The organism is Streptomyces sp. NPDC033177, from assembly GCF_055577715.1.
The window spans coordinates 304,664-319,901 of the sequence record NZ_JBVIPS010000002.1; the positions used below are offsets into that span (position 1 = coordinate 304,664).

Annotated in this window: 13 protein-coding genes; 6 read left to right on the forward strand and 7 right to left on the reverse strand. The window is 71.6% G+C overall.

The window, feature by feature from the left end; translation table 11 throughout:
- Positions 1 to 139: 139 nt before the first annotated feature.
- From ACZ5U5_RS07415 to ACZ5U5_RS07425, 3 genes are all read right to left on the reverse strand, one after another.
- Positions 140 to 1,162, reverse strand: coding sequence for an endonuclease/exonuclease/phosphatase family protein (locus ACZ5U5_RS07415; protein ID WP_469017631.1), 1,023 nt, complete (start codon positions 1,160 to 1,162; stop codon positions 140 to 142).
- A gap of 173 nt (positions 1,163 to 1,335) precedes the next feature.
- Positions 1,336 to 1,887, reverse strand: a complete 552-nt coding sequence (locus tag ACZ5U5_RS07420) for a TetR/AcrR family transcriptional regulator (RefSeq protein WP_469017633.1) — start codon at positions 1,885 to 1,887, stop codon at positions 1,336 to 1,338.
- A 130-nt stretch (positions 1,888 to 2,017) separates the two neighbouring features.
- Positions 2,018 to 3,610 carry an MFS transporter gene (locus ACZ5U5_RS07425; protein WP_469017636.1) on the reverse strand — a complete coding sequence of 531 codons (1,593 nt, stop codon included), beginning with the start codon at positions 3,608 to 3,610 and terminating at the stop codon, positions 2,018 to 2,020.
- A 156-nt stretch (positions 3,611 to 3,766) separates the two neighbouring features.
- On the opposite strand from ACZ5U5_RS07425, the gene panB reads away from it, so the two are divergent.
- The 3 genes from panB (at position 3,767) to ACZ5U5_RS07440 (ending at position 6,673) form a co-directional block, all read left to right on the forward strand.
- Positions 3,767 to 4,666 (forward strand): 3-methyl-2-oxobutanoate hydroxymethyltransferase, encoded by a 900-nt coding sequence (gene panB / locus ACZ5U5_RS07430; protein WP_469017639.1) that lies wholly within the window; start codon positions 3,767 to 3,769, stop codon positions 4,664 to 4,666.
- Between the two features lie 163 nt (positions 4,667 to 4,829).
- Complete coding sequence (locus tag ACZ5U5_RS07435; protein WP_469017642.1) at positions 4,830 to 5,849, forward strand: ATP-binding cassette domain-containing protein; 1,020 nt, start codon at positions 4,830 to 4,832, stop codon at positions 5,847 to 5,849.
- Positions 5,846 to 6,673 carry an ABC transporter permease gene (locus ACZ5U5_RS07440; RefSeq protein ID WP_469017645.1) on the forward strand — a complete coding sequence of 276 codons (828 nt, stop codon included), beginning with the start codon at positions 5,846 to 5,848 and terminating at the stop codon, positions 6,671 to 6,673. Before ACZ5U5_RS07435 ends, ACZ5U5_RS07440 begins: the two co-directional genes overlap by 4 nt.
- A gap of 11 nt (positions 6,674 to 6,684) precedes the next feature.
- On the opposite strand, the gene ACZ5U5_RS07445 is transcribed toward ACZ5U5_RS07440, so the two are convergent.
- Positions 6,685 to 9,999: an AfsR/SARP family transcriptional regulator gene (locus ACZ5U5_RS07445; RefSeq protein WP_469017647.1), complete on the reverse strand. Its 3,315-nt coding sequence runs from the start codon at positions 9,997 to 9,999 to the stop codon at positions 6,685 to 6,687.
- Positions 10,000 to 10,309: 310 nt separating this feature from the next.
- Here ACZ5U5_RS07445 and ACZ5U5_RS07450 point away from each other — a divergent pair, with 310 nt between their 5' ends.
- The gene (locus ACZ5U5_RS07450; RefSeq protein ID WP_469017650.1) at positions 10,310 to 11,113 is read left to right on the forward strand and encodes a site-2 protease family protein; all 804 of its coding nucleotides are present in this window, start codon (positions 10,310 to 10,312) and stop codon (positions 11,111 to 11,113) included.
- Here ACZ5U5_RS07450 and ACZ5U5_RS07455 read toward each other — a convergent pair.
- The 3 genes from ACZ5U5_RS07455 to ACZ5U5_RS07465 all read right to left on the reverse strand — a co-directional run bounded on the left by ACZ5U5_RS07455 (position 11,103) and on the right by ACZ5U5_RS07465 (position 13,199).
- The gene (locus ACZ5U5_RS07455) at positions 11,103 to 11,294 is read right to left on the reverse strand and encodes a hypothetical protein (protein WP_469017652.1); all 192 of its coding nucleotides are present in this window, start codon (positions 11,292 to 11,294) and stop codon (positions 11,103 to 11,105) included. The genes ACZ5U5_RS07450 and ACZ5U5_RS07455 overlap by 11 nt on opposite strands.
- An 86-nt stretch (positions 11,295 to 11,380) precedes the next feature.
- On the reverse strand, positions 11,381 to 12,085 hold the full coding sequence (gene npdG, locus ACZ5U5_RS07460) for an NADPH-dependent F420 reductase (protein WP_469017654.1): 705 nt from the start codon (positions 12,083 to 12,085) through the stop codon (positions 11,381 to 11,383).
- Positions 12,086 to 12,122: 37 nt separating this feature from the next.
- Positions 12,123 to 13,199: a sialidase family protein gene (locus ACZ5U5_RS07465; RefSeq protein ID WP_469017657.1), complete on the reverse strand. Its 1,077-nt coding sequence runs from the start codon at positions 13,197 to 13,199 to the stop codon at positions 12,123 to 12,125.
- Positions 13,200 to 13,278: 79 nt separating this feature from the next.
- Between ACZ5U5_RS07465 and ACZ5U5_RS07470 the strand changes: the two genes are divergently transcribed.
- Positions 13,279 to 13,893 carry a hypothetical protein gene (locus ACZ5U5_RS07470; protein WP_469017659.1) on the forward strand — a complete coding sequence of 205 codons (615 nt, stop codon included), beginning with the start codon at positions 13,279 to 13,281 and terminating at the stop codon, positions 13,891 to 13,893.
- Positions 13,894 to 13,963: 70 nt separating this feature from the next.
- Positions 13,964 to 15,229, forward strand: coding sequence for an MFS transporter (locus tag ACZ5U5_RS07475; RefSeq protein WP_469017661.1), 1,266 nt, complete (start codon positions 13,964 to 13,966; stop codon positions 15,227 to 15,229).
- Positions 15,230 to 15,238: the final 9 nt, after the last annotated feature.

Here is a 15,238-nt window from a genome sequence, read left to right on the forward strand (position 1 = left end):
CGGAACAAAGTCTCTCGGCCCCAGTATTCCGTGAGGTGAAGAGCAGATGTGCACCGCGTGACGCCCGAAGGGGTGCGGGGAACCGCGCGACCAGCCACGACCGGCCCGCCGGACGACCGCTCCCCCGGTCGGCCAGAGGCTAGAGCTCGACCCGCGCCGCGATCGGCAGATGATCGCTGCCCGTCTCCGGCAGCGTCCACGACGACAGCGGCTCGACGCCCTTCACCATGATCTGGTCGATCCGCGCCATCGGGAACGACGCGGGCCAGCTGAAGCCGAAGCCGTCGCCCGCCGCGCCCTGCGTGGAGCGCATCTGGGAGGTGACCGCGTTCAGGGCGCGGTCGTTCATCGTGCCGTTCAGGTCGCCGAGCAGCACGACCTTGGAGACCTGCTCGTCGGCGATCGCCTCACCAAGGGCGTCCGCGCTGTCGTCACGCTGGTTGGCGGTGAAGCCCGCGTCCAGCTTGACCCGCACCGACGGCAGGTGGGCGACGTAGACGGCGACCTCGCCCTTGGGGCTGTTGACGGTCGTGCGCATCGCGCGTGTCCAGCCCAGCTTGATGTCGACGGGCTCGGTGCCGGTCAGGGGGTACTTGCTCCACAGGCCGACGGTGCCCTGCACCGAGTGGTACTTGTACGTGCCGGCGAGCGCCTTCTCGTACGTCGGGACGGCGCCCGCCGTGAGTTCCTCCAGGGCCACGACGTCGGCGCCGGAAGCGGCGACGTCACGGGCGGTGCCCGACGGGTCGGCATTCTCCGCGTTCACGTTGTGGGTGGCGACCGTCAGGTCACCGCCGGCGCCCGACTTGTCGCTGATCAGACCGCCGAAGGAGCTGACCCAGATGACCGAGGGCAGCAGCACCGCGATCAGCGCGGTGGCGGACCTGCGCACGAAGCCGACGACAAGCAGCACCGGGATCAGGACGCCGAGCCAGGGCAGGAACGTCTCGATGAGGCTGCCGAGGTTGCCCACACCGTTCGGGATCTGTGCGTGGAAGAGCATCACCAGGGCGAGCAGCACCGCGATCCCGGCCGTGACGAGCCCGCGCCGCCAGATGCCCCGGTCGCCCCGCCAGCCGTCGGCCAGGCGCCGGAACCGAGACCCCTGGCGGCCGGGTTCCGAGCCGCCGCTGCCTGTCTCCGTCACATACGCCTGCGCCATACGCTCGTCGCCTCACTGGTGCCGTGCAACCGTCCTCGCCCCTGAAACCCTAGGCGATGATCGGGTGTCCTCCCCGCCGTCCGTGACGGCCGTACGGGACGAGGACGAGCGGCGCGGCGCGGCGGGTTCCGCATCTCCCCGCACAACGGGCCGCTGTGACGAAACGCGCACATTCACCCCGTGGGCCGCAGCCCCGCGAGCACGGTGTCCACGATCCGCTCGGCGAGGTCCTCCTCCAGCGGCGCGTCGGAGCGCAGGACGGTGCGGACGAGCATGGGGCCGACGAAGAGATCGTTGGCGAGGACGATGTCGACGTCGGCGGGCAGTTCACCGTTCTCCGCGCCCCGGCGCAGCACCCCGAGCATGACGCGGCGCTGGGGTTCGACGACGGTCGCGTGGTACGCCTCCCACAGCTTCGGCAGGCTCTTCATCTGCGCGAACACGTTGTGCAGCAGTGCGGAGGACCGCATGTTCACGCCGCGCCTGCGCAGATGGTCGAGGAGGGTGATGATGTCGCCGCGCATCGAATCGCCGGTCAGCTCGGGCGGCGGGTCGTCGATGCCGCGCAGGATGTCGACGAAGAGTTCCTCCTTGCCGCTCCAGCGACGGTAGATGGTCGCCTTGCCGACACCCGCCGTGCGCGCGATCCGCTCGACGGAGAGATCGGCCAGGGGCACGCCGTCCTCGATCAGCTTCAGGACGCCCTCGATGATCGACCGCTCCACGGCCTCACTCCGGGGGCGCCCCCGGGCGCCTTTGGCGATGTGGCCCACGTCAACTCCGCTTCTCGTCGTCCGGCGCTCTGCCGTGGCGATTCTCCCTTGCCCCGATCAGCGCCCCTGTCCCGATTCCCGATCAGCGCCCGGCGCCCACGGGGTCGGCCTCCGGACGTTCCGCCTCCGGCTCCTTGGGCGTGCGGCCGGGCAGGAACAGGGCGACGACCACGACGCCGATGAGGGCGACGCCCGCGCCGCAGAGTGCCGTGATGTGCATGGCGTGCAGGAAGGAGTCGTGGGCCACTGTCACCAGCGGTTCACCGCGCGGGCCGAGCTTGGCGGCGACGCCGAGGGTGGCCTCGATGGACTCGCCCGCCGCGTGCCGCGCGTCGGCGGGCAGCAGCGTGAGCTTGTCCTCGACGCCGCTGCGGTAGGCCGCGGAGAGCACGGAGCCGAGCACCGCGATGCCGAGGGCGCCGCCGACCTGCCGGAAGGTGTTGCTCAGCGCGGAGGCGGAGCCCGCCTTCTCGCGGGGCAGCGCCTGCATGATGACGACGCTGGCGGGCGTCATGATGTGCGCCATGCCGGTGCCCATCAGGAAGAAGATGACCTCCAGGATCCAGATCGGCGTATCGGCCTCCAGGGTCGTGAAGGCGGCGAGCATCGCGGCCAGGAGCAGCAGCCCGCCCGAGCACACGGCACGGACGCCGAAGCGGTCGACGACGAGGCGGGCGCGCGGCGCGAAGATGAGCTGGGCCGCGGCGAGCGGCAGCATCAACAGGCCGGTCTGCAGCGGCGAGTAGCCGCGCACGCTCTGCGTGTAGAAGACCGCGAAGAACGTCACGCCCATCAGTGCGAAGAAGACGAGGGCGAGGCTGCTGATCGCCGCCGAGAACACACGGTTCTTGAAATACGAGATGTCGATGGACGGGTGGTCGCTGCGCTTCTCGTACAGCACGAATCCGACGAGTACGGCGATGCCCGCGACGACGGTCCCGAGGACGGCGAGGTCGGTGAAGTCGGCGAGTTGGCCGCCCTTGATGATGCCGTAGACGAGCAGGACGAGGCCGACGACGGACAGGCCCACGCCCACCAGGTCGATCCGGCCCGGCTTCGGGTCGCGCGACTCGGGCACGAGCCAGATCATCAGCCCGATGGCGACGATCACGATCGGCACGTTCACCAGGAAGACCGAGCCCCACCAGAAGTGGTCGAGAAGGACGCCGCCGGTGATGGGCCCGATCGCGATGGCGAGACCGACGCCGCCCGCCCAGATGCCGATGGCCTTGGGCTGCTCGTCGCGCTCGAAGACGTTCATCAGGACGGCGAGGGTGGCGGGCATCACGAAGGCCGCGCCGAGGCCCATCACCGCGCGGAACAGGATGAGTTGTACGGGTGAGCCGGACTCGGCGGCGAGCGCGGAGCCGATGCCGAAGACGGCGAGGCCCGCGAGCAGCATCTTCTTGCGGCCGAGCCGGTCGCCGAGCAGGCCCGCGGTGAAGAGGAGCCCCGCGAAGACCAGGGTGTAGGAGTTGATGGCCCACTCCAGGTCGCCCTGGGTGGCGCCGAGGCCCGTGGGCTCCGGGGTCGAGATCGTCTTGATGGCGACGTTCAGGATCGAGTTGTCGAGCACCACGATCAGCAGGCTCAGCATCAGAACGCCGAGGATCGCCCACCGGCGCCGGTGAACGGCTTCCGGTATGCGTGGGGTGGAGACGGCGGGAGTAGTCATGGCTCCCACGGTAAAGCCATTTCGATACGAGACCGTCTCGTATTGTAAAGACTTTACCGAAGGGTCCCCTAGCCGACGGGCGCCGCGTGGTGCCACCATGGAGGTGATCCGGGGACGCCGTCAGGGCGCCTCGAGATAACAGAAGGAGCCGTTGCGATGACGCAACTTTCGGCTGCCCAGAACCAGCCCGCGGGGCCCGCCGCTCCCGCCGCGAGCCAGTCCACCGACAGCAGCAAGGCGCTGTACGGAGGCAAGAGCACCCGCCGCATCACCGTCCGGGACATCGCCGCCGCCAAGGAGCGCGGTGAGAAGTGGCCCATGCTCACCGCGTACGACGCGATGACCGCGTCCGTCTTCGACGAGGCCGGCATCCCCGTGATGCTGGTCGGCGACTCGGCGGGCAACTGCCACCTCGGGTACGAGACGACCGTGCCCGTCACCCTTGACGAGATGACCATGCTGTCCGCGGCCGTCGTACGGGGCACGTCGCGTGCCCTGATCGTCGGCGACCTGCCCTTCGGGTCCTACCAGGAAGGGCCGGTCCAGGCTCTTCGCTCGGCGACGCGCCTGGTGAAGGAGGCCGGGGTCGGCGCGGTGAAGCTGGAGGGCGGCGAACGCTCGCTCCCCCAGACCGAGCTCATCGTCTCCTCCGGGATCCCCGTCATGTCCCACCTCGGCCTGACGCCGCAGTCCGTGAACACCATGGGCTACCGCGTCCAGGGCCGCGGCGACGAGGCGGCGCACCGGCTCTTGAGCGACGCGAAGGCCGCGCAGGACGCGGGCGCGTTCGCCGTCGTCCTCGAACTGGTCCCCGAGGAGCTGGCGGCCGAGGTCACCCGCTCCCTGCACATCCCGACGGTCGGGATCGGCGCGGGGGCCGCGTGCGACGCGCAGGTCCTTGTCTGGACGGACATGCTGGGCCTGACCGGCGGCAAGATGCCGCGCTTCGTGAAGCAGTACGCGGATCTGCGGGGCGTGATGAGTGGCGCGGCCAAGGCGTTCGCGGAGGATGTCGTGGGCGGGGCGTTCCCCGCCGCCGAGCACGCGGTCCACTAGCTCCTCCCCCGGGCGTCTCATCCCCGCCCATCCCTGAGCCATAGCGGCACCACCGGCAGCCCGTCGAACTTCCCCCGTCGACGGGCTGTCCGTTTTCCCGGGTACAGGCGTCGTGTCGGTGGCTTGTCGGTGGTTTGTCGGTGGCGGCTGACAGCCTTGCGGCATGACGCGAATCGACAACATCCCCGGCGGCACAGGAAGCGCCGTCACCGTGAGGGGACTGGTCAAGCACTACGGCGAGACCAAAGCACTGGACGGCGTGGACCTCGACGTACGCGAAGGCACCGTCCTCGGCGTGCTCGGCCCGAACGGCGCCGGCAAGACCACCCTCGTGCGCTGCCTCTCCACCCTCATCACCCCCGACGCGGGCACGGCCTACGTGGCCGGGTACGACGTCGCCAAGCAGCCCCGCCAGCTCCGCCGGGTCATAGGTCTCACCGGCCAGTACGCCTCCGTGGACGAGAAGCTCTCCGGGCGCGAGAACCTCTACATGATCGGGCGCCTCCTCGACCTCTCCCGCAAGGAGGCCAGGGCGAGGGCGGACGGCCTCCTGGAGCGGTTCTCGCTCACCGAGGCGGCGAACCGCCCGGCCAAGACGTACTCCGGCGGCATGCGCCGCCGACTCGACCTCGCGGCGTCGATGATCGGCAGCCCCTCCGTCCTCTACCTGGACGAGCCGACCACCGGCCTCGACCCCCGTACCCGCAACGAGGTGTGGGCCGAGGTCAAGCGCATGGTCACCGAGGGCGTCACCGTGCTGCTGACCACGCAGTACATGGAGGAGGCCGAGCAGCTCGCCTCCGAACTGACCGTCATAGACCGCGGCAAGGTCATCGCCAACGGCGGCATCGACGAGCTGAAGGCGAAGGTCGGCGGCCGCACCCTGCGCATCCGCCCGGCCGACCCGCTGGAACTGCGCCCGCTGGCCGGCGCGCTCGACGACATGGGCCTGACCGGCCTCGCCACCTCCACCGTGGACGTCGAGTCCGGCACGGTCCTGGTGCCGATCCTCAGCGACGAGCAGCTGACCGCCGTGGTCGGCGCCGTCACCGCGCGCGGCATCACGATCGGCTCGATCGGCACCGAACTGCCCAGCCTGGACGAGGTGTTCCTCTCCATCACCGGCCAGAAGGCCAGCGCCCCGCAGGACGTCCGCCCCGAACTCGAGGAGGTTGCCGTATGAGCAGCACCACTCTCGCGCCGCCCCTCCACCAGGGAGAGGCCGACGCCCGCATCGGTCTTCGCGACCACGTCCGGCACACCAGCGCCCTGGTCCGCCGCAACCTGCTGTGGATCCGCCAGGACCCGGAGTCGATGTTCGACGCGGTCCTGATGCCGATCGTCTTCACGCTCCTGTTCGTGTACGTCTTCGGCGGCTCCATCGGCCAGGCCCTCGGCGGCGGTCAGGACCAGTACGTCCAGTACGTCGTCCCGGGCATGATGGCGATGATGAGCATGAACATCGCCATGGCCGTCGGCACGGGCTTCAACCAGGACTTCCAGAACGGCATCATGGACCGTTTCCGCACCCTGCCGATCGGCCAGGGCTCGGTCCTCTTCGCCAAGATCGTGGTGGAGCTGATGCGTCTGCTCATCGCGACGACGATCATGATGATCGTCGGTGTCCTGGTCGGCTTCGACATCACGAACTGGGGCGGACTGCTCGGCGCCGTGGGCCTCTCCGCGCTGTTCGGCACGTCCATCATGTGGATCTTCCTGGTCCTCGGCGTCTCGATGAAGAGCGCCCAGTCCGTGCAGGCGATGGGCTTCCTGGTCCTGATGCCGCTGCAGTTCGGTTCGTCGATCTTCGCGCCGACGCAGTCGATGCCGGGCTGGCTGCAGGGCTTCACCGACTACAACCCGCTGTCCTCGCTCGCGGACTCCGCGCGCGGCCTGATGGTGGGCGGCCCGGTCGCGCACGACATCTGGGTGACGGTCGGCTGGTCGGCGGTGCTCACCCTGACGATGGCGCCCATCGCGATCCACAAGTTCCGCACGAAGAACTGAGCGCGGAAGCGCTAACCGATGTGCCTGTCGCAGAGGGCGGCGGCCTCCTCCACGGAGAGGCTGCCGCCTTCCGCGTACGCGGCCTCGTACGCGGTGTCGCCCAGGGCCCCGCGGGCCAACTCCACGGCGGTGTCGCGGATGTCGCGCTCCGCGGCGGGCGCGAAGTGACCGGGCGGCAGCTCACGGTCGGCGACCGCGATCAGCCGGGCCGCGTCGTGGGCGTACCGGCCGTCGTCGAGGGCGGCCAGGGCACGTGCGGCGGTGGTGAGGTGCACGGACGTCATCTGCGGCGCCATCATCTTGACCAGCGGGTCGAGGGACTTGCCGAGCGCGGAGCGCGCCGTGGACAGGCCATCCGCGTGGCGGCCCTCCACGGTGTCGATCCAGGCCTCGGCACCCAGCATGAAGCCCTCGAAGATGACGAACTCGACGGCCTTGAACTCCTCCGTGAGCAGCCGGAGTTGTTCCCGCGCCGCCGCGGTGCGGCCGGTACGGACCAGCAGGTCCACGAGGAAGAAGCGGGCGGCCGGCAGCGACTCGCCGGAGTTCGCGGCGGCCTGACCGTCATGCTCGAGGACCGACCAGAGCAGCTCCTCGCCCCGGGCCAGTTCTCCGGCCTCCGCGAGCACCGCCCCGAGCCGCGCCGTGAGCACGCTCACCTGCGCGGGGGCACCGAGCCGCTCCGCGTGCCCGATGGCGGCCGCGAAGTCCTCGGCGGCCAGGGTGAAGCGGCCCCGCCGCTCATGGGCCTCACCGCGCGAGGACAGCGCCTCGGCCATGCCCCACACATCGCCGAGCCGGGTGAAGATCTCCAGGGACTCGTCGGCGTCACGACGCGCGTCGCCCGCCCGGTCTGCGCGGTTGGCGAGGACGTTGGCGCGCTGCTGCAAGGACGCGGCGAGCTCCCAGTCGTACCCGCGCTCGCGGCAGGTGGCGATGGTCGCGTCGATGATGACGTGCAGTTTGTCGATGTCGCCGTCGAGCAGGACCGCGAAGAACCACAGACTCCCCGGCGACCAGCAGGTCTGCGGAAGCCCCGGCCGGTAGGCCTCCCTGATGCCCGCGAGTTTCTCCACGGCCTCAGGCGTGTGCCAGGACTCCAGGTTCATGTCCATGCAGGACAGCTGGATGAGGTGCACGCCGCGCCGCGCCTCCTGGAGCACCTCGGGGCGCATGGGCGGCGGGTTGTCCGTGCAGCGTTCGTAGAGGGGTTCCACCGGGGTGACGGGCCGCGCGAAGGGGTCGGGGCCGAGGGCGACGACATCGCGGGACCAGTTGCGGGTCTCGATGCGCAGGTCGCGGATCGTCCAGTACCAGGAGAGGGAGAGGACCAGGCAGAGCGCCTCCTGCTCGTCCCGGGCGGCGACGGCGTGCCGCAGCGCGGTGCGCAGGTTCTCGTACTCGACCTCAAGGCGTTCGACGGCCTCCCGCTGGCCGCCGCCCCGCAGACGCGACTCGGTCGTCCGGGCCAGCTCGCGGAAGTACACCAGGTGGGCCCGCTCGGCGGCGCCGCGGTCACCGGCCTCGTCGAGCCGCTCCGCCGCGTACTCGCCCACGGTCTCCAGGAGCCGGTAGCGCATGACGCCTTGGGGCGAAGGGGCAGCGACGACCAGGGACTTGTCGACGAGCGAGCCGAGCACGTCGGCGACGTCGGGCGACTCGCCGGGGGCCCCGCACACCGCCTCCGCCGCGGCCAGGTCACAGCCGCCCGCGAAGACGGAGAGGCGGCGCAGGACGGTGCGTTCGGGGCTGTCGAGGAGGTCCCAGGACCAGTCGACGACCGCGCGCAGCGTCTGCTGGCGGGGCAGGACCGTGCGGGCGCCGTTCGTCAGGAGGCGGAAACGGTCGTCGAGGCGGTCCGCGATCTGCCGGGGGGTGAGCATGCGCAGGCGGGCCGCGGCCAGTTCGATGGCCAGGGGCAGGCCGTCCAGGCGGTGGCAGATCTCCGCCGCCGCGGCCCTGTCGTCCTCGATACGGAAGCCGGGGCGGGCCGCCGCGCCGCGGTCCGCGAGCAGGCGCAGCGCGGTGGGTTCCGGCAGCGGCTCCACGGGGCGCAGCAACTCCCCTGGTACGCCGAGGGGTTCACGGCTGGTGGCGAGGACCGTGAGGCCGGGGCAGTGCGCGAGCAGCCGGTCCGCGAGGCGGGCCGCGGCGTCGATGACGTGCTCGCAGTTGTCGAGGATGAGGAGCATGCGGCGCGAGGCGCAGTGTTCCGTGAGGCGGACTACGGGGTCGTCGCCGTGCCACTCCGAGACCGCCCGCAGCTCTTCGGCGCCCGCGGCGCGCAGCACCGTCTCGCGGGCGCCGAGCGCGGTGAGGACCGCCTCCGGCACCGCGTCCGGGTCCTCGACGGGCGCAAGCTCGGCCAGCCATACGCCGTCGGGCACGCCGTCCGCGTGAGCCTCCGCGGCCTCCTGCGAGAGGCGCGTCTTGCCGGCGCCGCCGGGCCCGAGCAGCGTGACGAGGCGGGCCCTGGCCAGGTCGCCCCGGATGGCCTCGATGTCGCCCTCGCGGCCGACGAAGGAGGTGAGCCTGGCCCGCAGGTTGCCCTGCGGTCTCTGGGGCGGGCGGGACTGGCCCGCGGGCGGCCGCGGGGCGTCAGCGTGCAGCAACTCCTCGTGCAGCGCGCGGAGTTCGGGCCCGGGGTCGGTGCCGAGGCGGTCCGCGATGAGGCGGCGTACTTCGTCGTACGCGGCCAGAGCCTGCGCCGGGCGGCCCGCGTCGCGCAGCGCCCGCAGCCGCAGGGCCTGGAGCGGCTCGTCGAGGGGGTGGTCGTCGCACAGGGCGGCCAGCTCGGGCAGCGCCTGCTCGGACCGGCCCAGCGCGAGGGAAGCGGCCAGCCTGGCGCGGCGGGCTTCGAGGCGGCGGGCCTCCCACCGGGCGGCCTCCGCCGTGCGCTCCGGCAGGTCGGCGAGCACGGGGCCCTGCCAGAGGGCCAGCGCGTCGTCCAGGATCGCCGCCGCCTTGGCCGCGTCGCCGTCGGCGAGGGCGTCGGCGCCCTCGGCCGCGAGGCGGTCGAAACGGAACAGGTCGATCTCGTCCGGGGCGGCGCACAGCCGATAGCCGCCATCGGTGGAGACCACGGCCCCGGCTCCGACGGCCCGGCGCAGCCGCCCCACCAGGGCCTGCAGCGCACCGGTCGCGTCGGCGGGCGGATCACCGTGCCACACCTCGTCGACGAGCACGGACGCAGGAACGGCCCGGGGCGCGCGCAGAGCGAGGATCGTCAGCAGAGCACGCAGCCGTGAGCCACCCACGGCGATCGGGGTGCCGTCGGTGCGAAATGCCTGGGTGGTGCCGAGAATGCGATAGCGCACGGGGTCCATTGTCTCTGGTGGAGCTGCGGAGCGACGTCGGGTGCCACGCCAGGTCGAACACATGGTCGGTCACGTCGCAAGGGGATGGCGGCTCAATTACGTCTCGAAGCCCGCCGAGCCGCGGCGGTGAGCGCGGTCGGCGGTCAGGCGGTGTCCTCTGCCACCTCCAAGGAGACCAGCACCCCCACCTCACTCACGTTCCACAGCGCCATGCCCCCACCCTCCCTGGAACTCCCCACCGAGGGCGAGACGTTTTCGTCGTACGCCGGGGTACGGTCCCGTACGACAACCGGTCAGCCATCTCCAGGAGCCTCGCCCCATGACCACCGCTCCCACCCGACCGAGCGACCGGCGGATCAGCCCCGTCTTTCTCGGGATCGCCGCCGTCACCGCGGTCTCCGGCTGGGCCGCGTGGACCGGGTTCGCGGACAACGCCGGGCTCGCGGTCTTCCTCTTCGTGACGGCGGCCTGGATCGTCTCGCTCTGTCTGCACGAGTACGCGCACGCGCGCACCGCCCTGCACAGCGGCGACATCTCCATCGGCGCGAAGGGCTATCTGACCCTCAACCCGTTGAAGTACACGCACGCCCTGCTCAGCATCGTTCTTCCGGTGCTCTTCGTGATCATGGGCGGCATCGGTCTGCCCGGCGGCGCCGTCTTCATCGAGCGCGGGCGGATCCGGGGGAAGTGGAAGCACTCGCTGATCTCGGCCGCCGGGCCGCTGACGAACGTACTGTTCGCGGTCGTCTGTACCGCGCCCTTCTGGCTGGACGCGCTCTCCGGTGTCCCCGACACCTTCCGCTTCGCGCTCGCCTTCCTCGCCCTGCTCCAGGTGACGGCCGCGATCCTGAACTCGCTGCCCATCCCGGGCCTGGACGGCTACGGCGTCATCGAGCCCTGGCTCTCGCACAAGATCCGCCGCCAGGTTGAGCCGTTCGCGCCGTTCGGCCTGCTCGCCGTCTTCGGCATCCTGTGGATCCCCGAGGTCAACGGCGCCTTCTTCGACGCGATCGACGCGATCCTGCGCGGTCTCGGCGTCAATGATCTGGAGACGTACTGCGGGCAGGACTTCTACCGCTTCTGGGACGGCGACCCGAGCCAGTACTGCACGCTCAACCCGTAGCGGCGCGCGCGGCGTCCCGCTCGGCCTTCGCGCGGCGCAGGTAGTACCACGCCATGTTCGAGGAGAGCCCGGCGAGCAGCACCCAGACGACACCGATCCAGTAGCCCTGGACGAAGGAGACCACGGCCGCGACGACGGCGAGGGCGCAGACCGTGAGGGCGTAGAGAGCGAGGCGGGGCATGGGGGTCGGCTCCTGTCGGGGTCGGTGATCGAGTCGCGCTGAGGCGGGACGCGTACCGGACCAGTGTCCCCCATGCCCGCTACGTCCTAGACGTCGGTCACGCGCAGGCCCGCGTGGGCCTTGTAGCGGCGGTTCACGGAGATCAGGTTGGCCACCAGGGACTCGACCTGGTGGGCGTTGCGCAGGCGCCCCGCGAAGACGCCCCGCATCCCGGGGATCCGCGCGGCGAGCGCCTGCACGATGTCCGTGTCGGCGCGGACCTCGCCGAGGACCATCACGTCGGTGTCGATCTCCTCGACGGCCGGGTCCTGGAGCAGGACCGCCGACAGGTGGTGGAAGGCGGCCGTGACCCGGGAGTCCGGAAGCAGGGCGGCGGCCTGCTCGGCGGCGCTGCCCTCCTCGGGCTTCAGGGCGTAGGCGCCCTTCTTGTCGAAGCCCAGCGGGTTCACGCAGTCGATGACGAGCTTGCCGTTCAGCTCCTCGCGCAGCGCCTCGAGCGTCTTGCCGTGCCCGTCCCACGGCACGGCGACGATCACGATGTCGCTGCGCCGCGCGCACTCCGCGTTCTCGGCGCCCTCGACGCCGAGACCCAGCTCGTCGGCCGCGGTCTGCGCCCGCTCGGCCGCGCGGGAGCCGATGATCACCTTCTGGCCCGCGCGGGCCAGGCGGTAGGCGAGGCCGCGGCCCTGGTCGCCGGTACCGCCGAGCACGCCGACGACGAGCCCGGAGACGTCGGGCAGCTCCCAGGGGTCCTTGGCCGGGGGCTTCTGCGCATTGTCGTTAGAGGTCATGCCGCCGACCTTACTCACCGGTTCGGCGCCGCCGCCGTCAGACCAGCGCGCCCACCGGTATCCGCCGGAAGGTGATGGTCTCGTAGGCGCTGAAGTCTCCCGTCTCGTAGAGGAGTCCGACGGTCTCGTCGTCGACGCGGACGAGGTCGGAGTACGCGGCGGGCAGCCCGTCCACCGTGTACGCGTCCTGCCACGTGGTGCCGCCGTCGCGGCTGCGGCGCACCGTCATCAGGGCACGGAAGCCGGGGTCGGCGGGCCCGGAGAACAGCAGCACGTCCGGTGTACGCAGGTGCAGCACGCTGCACTCGACGACGGGGCCGACGAGGCCCGCCTGCGGACGGAAGGGCTTGACGAGGCTCTGGCCGCCGTCGAGGGAGTGGGCGTCGGCGCGGGTGCCGGGGGACGGGGAGTCGTTGCGGGTGTTGAAGTAGAGCCGCCCGTCGGGGAGTTCGGCGGCGGTGGTCTCGTTCACGTTCACGTAGCCGTCGGTGTTGTCGTCGACGTAGCCGATGCGCCAGGTCTGGCCGAGGTCGTCGCTGAGCAGGCAGTGGCCGCCGTTGTACTTGCCCTCGGTGCCGTTGTCGGTGCCGGTGGGGGGCAGGGAGTGGTTGGCGGGCACGACGACGCGGCCCGTACTGATCTGCACCGCGTGGCCCGGCGTGGTGGCGTACCACCGCCAGTTCGCCTTCTTCACCTGCCCGGTGATCTCCCGGGCCGCCGACCAGGTCAGCCCGTCGTCGTCGCTGTGCGTCACCCAGATCCGCCGCCCGTTCGCGGCGGAGACCTTGCCGCGCCGGATGGCGTCCTCGGTCGCGGCGGCGGCGTTGCGGACGTGGACGAGGAGGATCCGGCCGGTGTCGAGGACGACGGGGGCGGGGTTGCCCGCGAGGCCGGTGCCGTTCTGGGCGACGACCTGGAGGGGGCCCCAGGTGCGGCCGCCGTCGCTGGAGCGCTTCAGCACCACGTCGATGTTGCCGAAGTCCTCCTGCGAACCGACCCTCCCCTCGCAGAAGGCCAGCAGGGTGCCGGAGTTGGTGAGCACGACGGCGGGGATACGGAAGCTCGCGTAGCCCTCGCGCCCGGCCCGGAAGGGAACAGTTGTCTCATCAGCCATCCCCGGTCCGTCCCCACCCCGGACGAATTCCCGGTGAACTCCGCCTGACGACTCGTCGGTTGCGGCAGGATGCGGCCCCATGGACGCCGTACGGGTCGCGCTGCTGCGCGAAGTGCTCGCGGGAACCGAGTGGGTGGGCGCGACGCGCCACTTCGCGGGAACACTGCGGTCCTCCGTGGTGCCGCACGGGGGCGGGCTGCTCCTGGTGGGCACGCGGGAGTACGAGCCGTGGCATCTGGCCGCGCATCTCGTGGACGAGGCGGCCTGGTCGGGCATGCCGGAACTGACGCCGACGCTCGTACGCCACCGGGTGCGGGAGGGTGATCCCGCGCATCTGTCGACCGGGCTCGGCCGGATCGAGGCGGCGCGGCGCGGCGAGACCCTCCTGGTGGTGGCGCCGGACACGCCCGCCCCGCCCCCGGGGGCGGACCTCCTCGAACGGGTCCACGACGCCCGCACGGCGGGGGCGACGGTGCTGTCCCTGGGTTCGGGGCACGGTGACCTCCGCGCCATGGCGCACGAGGCCCTGGCGGTGCCGGAGTCCCCTGACCTCGACCTGGACATGGTGCAGCACCTGGTGAGCGCGGCGACGGGCGAGAACTCACTGCCCGCGGCGCGCGGCCGCAGGCGCCTGCGCGACCGCCTCTCCCGCCTGGCGGACCAACTGACGGCGCCGCCACCGGCGCGGTGGTAAGAGGGGCGCACCAACTGCGCCGCACAATTCGGTTGCCCCGCCCCATGAGCAGCCCCGACCATGACTGTTCGTGTCCCTTTCCTCGATATTGCCCGATCTCTCTCCCTGGCGTTCCACGCGCGACTTCCGGTTGCTCTGGGTGCAGGGGCTCGTCACGACCTTCGGCAGCTTCATGGCCCTGGTCGCGCTGCCGTTGCAGATCAAGGACCTCACGGACTCACCGCTCGCCGTCGGCGCGATGGGCGCGGTCGAGCTGGTGCCGCTGATCGTCTTCGGGCTCTACGGGGGCGCGCTGGCCGACGCGGTGGACCGGCGCCGGGTGATTCTCCTGACCGAGGCGGGGCTCGGCCTGCTGGCCGCCGTGCTCCTGGTGAACGCGCTGCTCCCGGAGCCGATGCTGTGGCCGCTGTACGTGGTGGCGGCGGGCGTCTCGGCGCTCGCGGGGCTGCAACGCCCCGCGCTCGACTCCCTGATGGCCCGCATCGTGCCGCACGACCAGCTCACCGCCGCCGCGGCGCTCAACTCCCTGCGCTGGAACGTCGGCGCGATCGCGGCCCCCGCCCTGGCGGGCCTGGTCGTCGCCTACGCCGGGCACGCACCCGCGTACGCGGTGACGGTGCTCTCCTTCGCCGTCTCCGTGGCGCTGTGCGCCCGCATCGCGCCCGCGCCTCCCGCACACGACGCGGAGAAGCCGTCCCTGCGGGGCCTCGCGGAAGGCGCGCGGTACGCGTGGTCGCGGCCGGTGCTGCTCGGCACGTACGCCATCGACATGGCGGCGATGTTCTTCGCCTTCCCGAACACGATCTTCCCGTTCCTCGCGGAGGATCTTGACGCGGAGTGGTCGCTCGGCCTGATGTACGCGGCCGGGGCGGTCGGCTCGCTGCTGCTGAGCCTGACCAGCGGGTGGACGTCACGGGTGCGGCGGCACGGGCTGCTCGTCGTGTTCGGGGCGGCGGGATGGGGTCTCGCGATCACGGCCGCCGGATGGTTCGGCAACGTCTGGCTGGTCCTCGTGTGCCTGGCCCTGGCCGGCGCGGGCGACATGCTCAGCGGGCTCGGCCGCTCCACGATCTGGAACCAGACGATCCCGGACGAGCTGCGGGGCCGGCTCGCGGGCATCGAGGTGCTGTCCTACAGCGTCGGCCCGCAGCTCGGCCAGGTCCGCGCGGGAGCGGCCGCCGGCTGGACGGGCACCCGCAGCGCCATCTGGTCCGGCGGCCTCGCCTGCGTGGCCTCGGTCGCCGCCCTGACGGCGGTACTGCCGAAGCTGCTCTCGTACGACGCGAGCACGGACGAGGACGCGGTCCGGCGCCGGGAGGTGTCCGCCACCCGGTAGCCGGCTGCG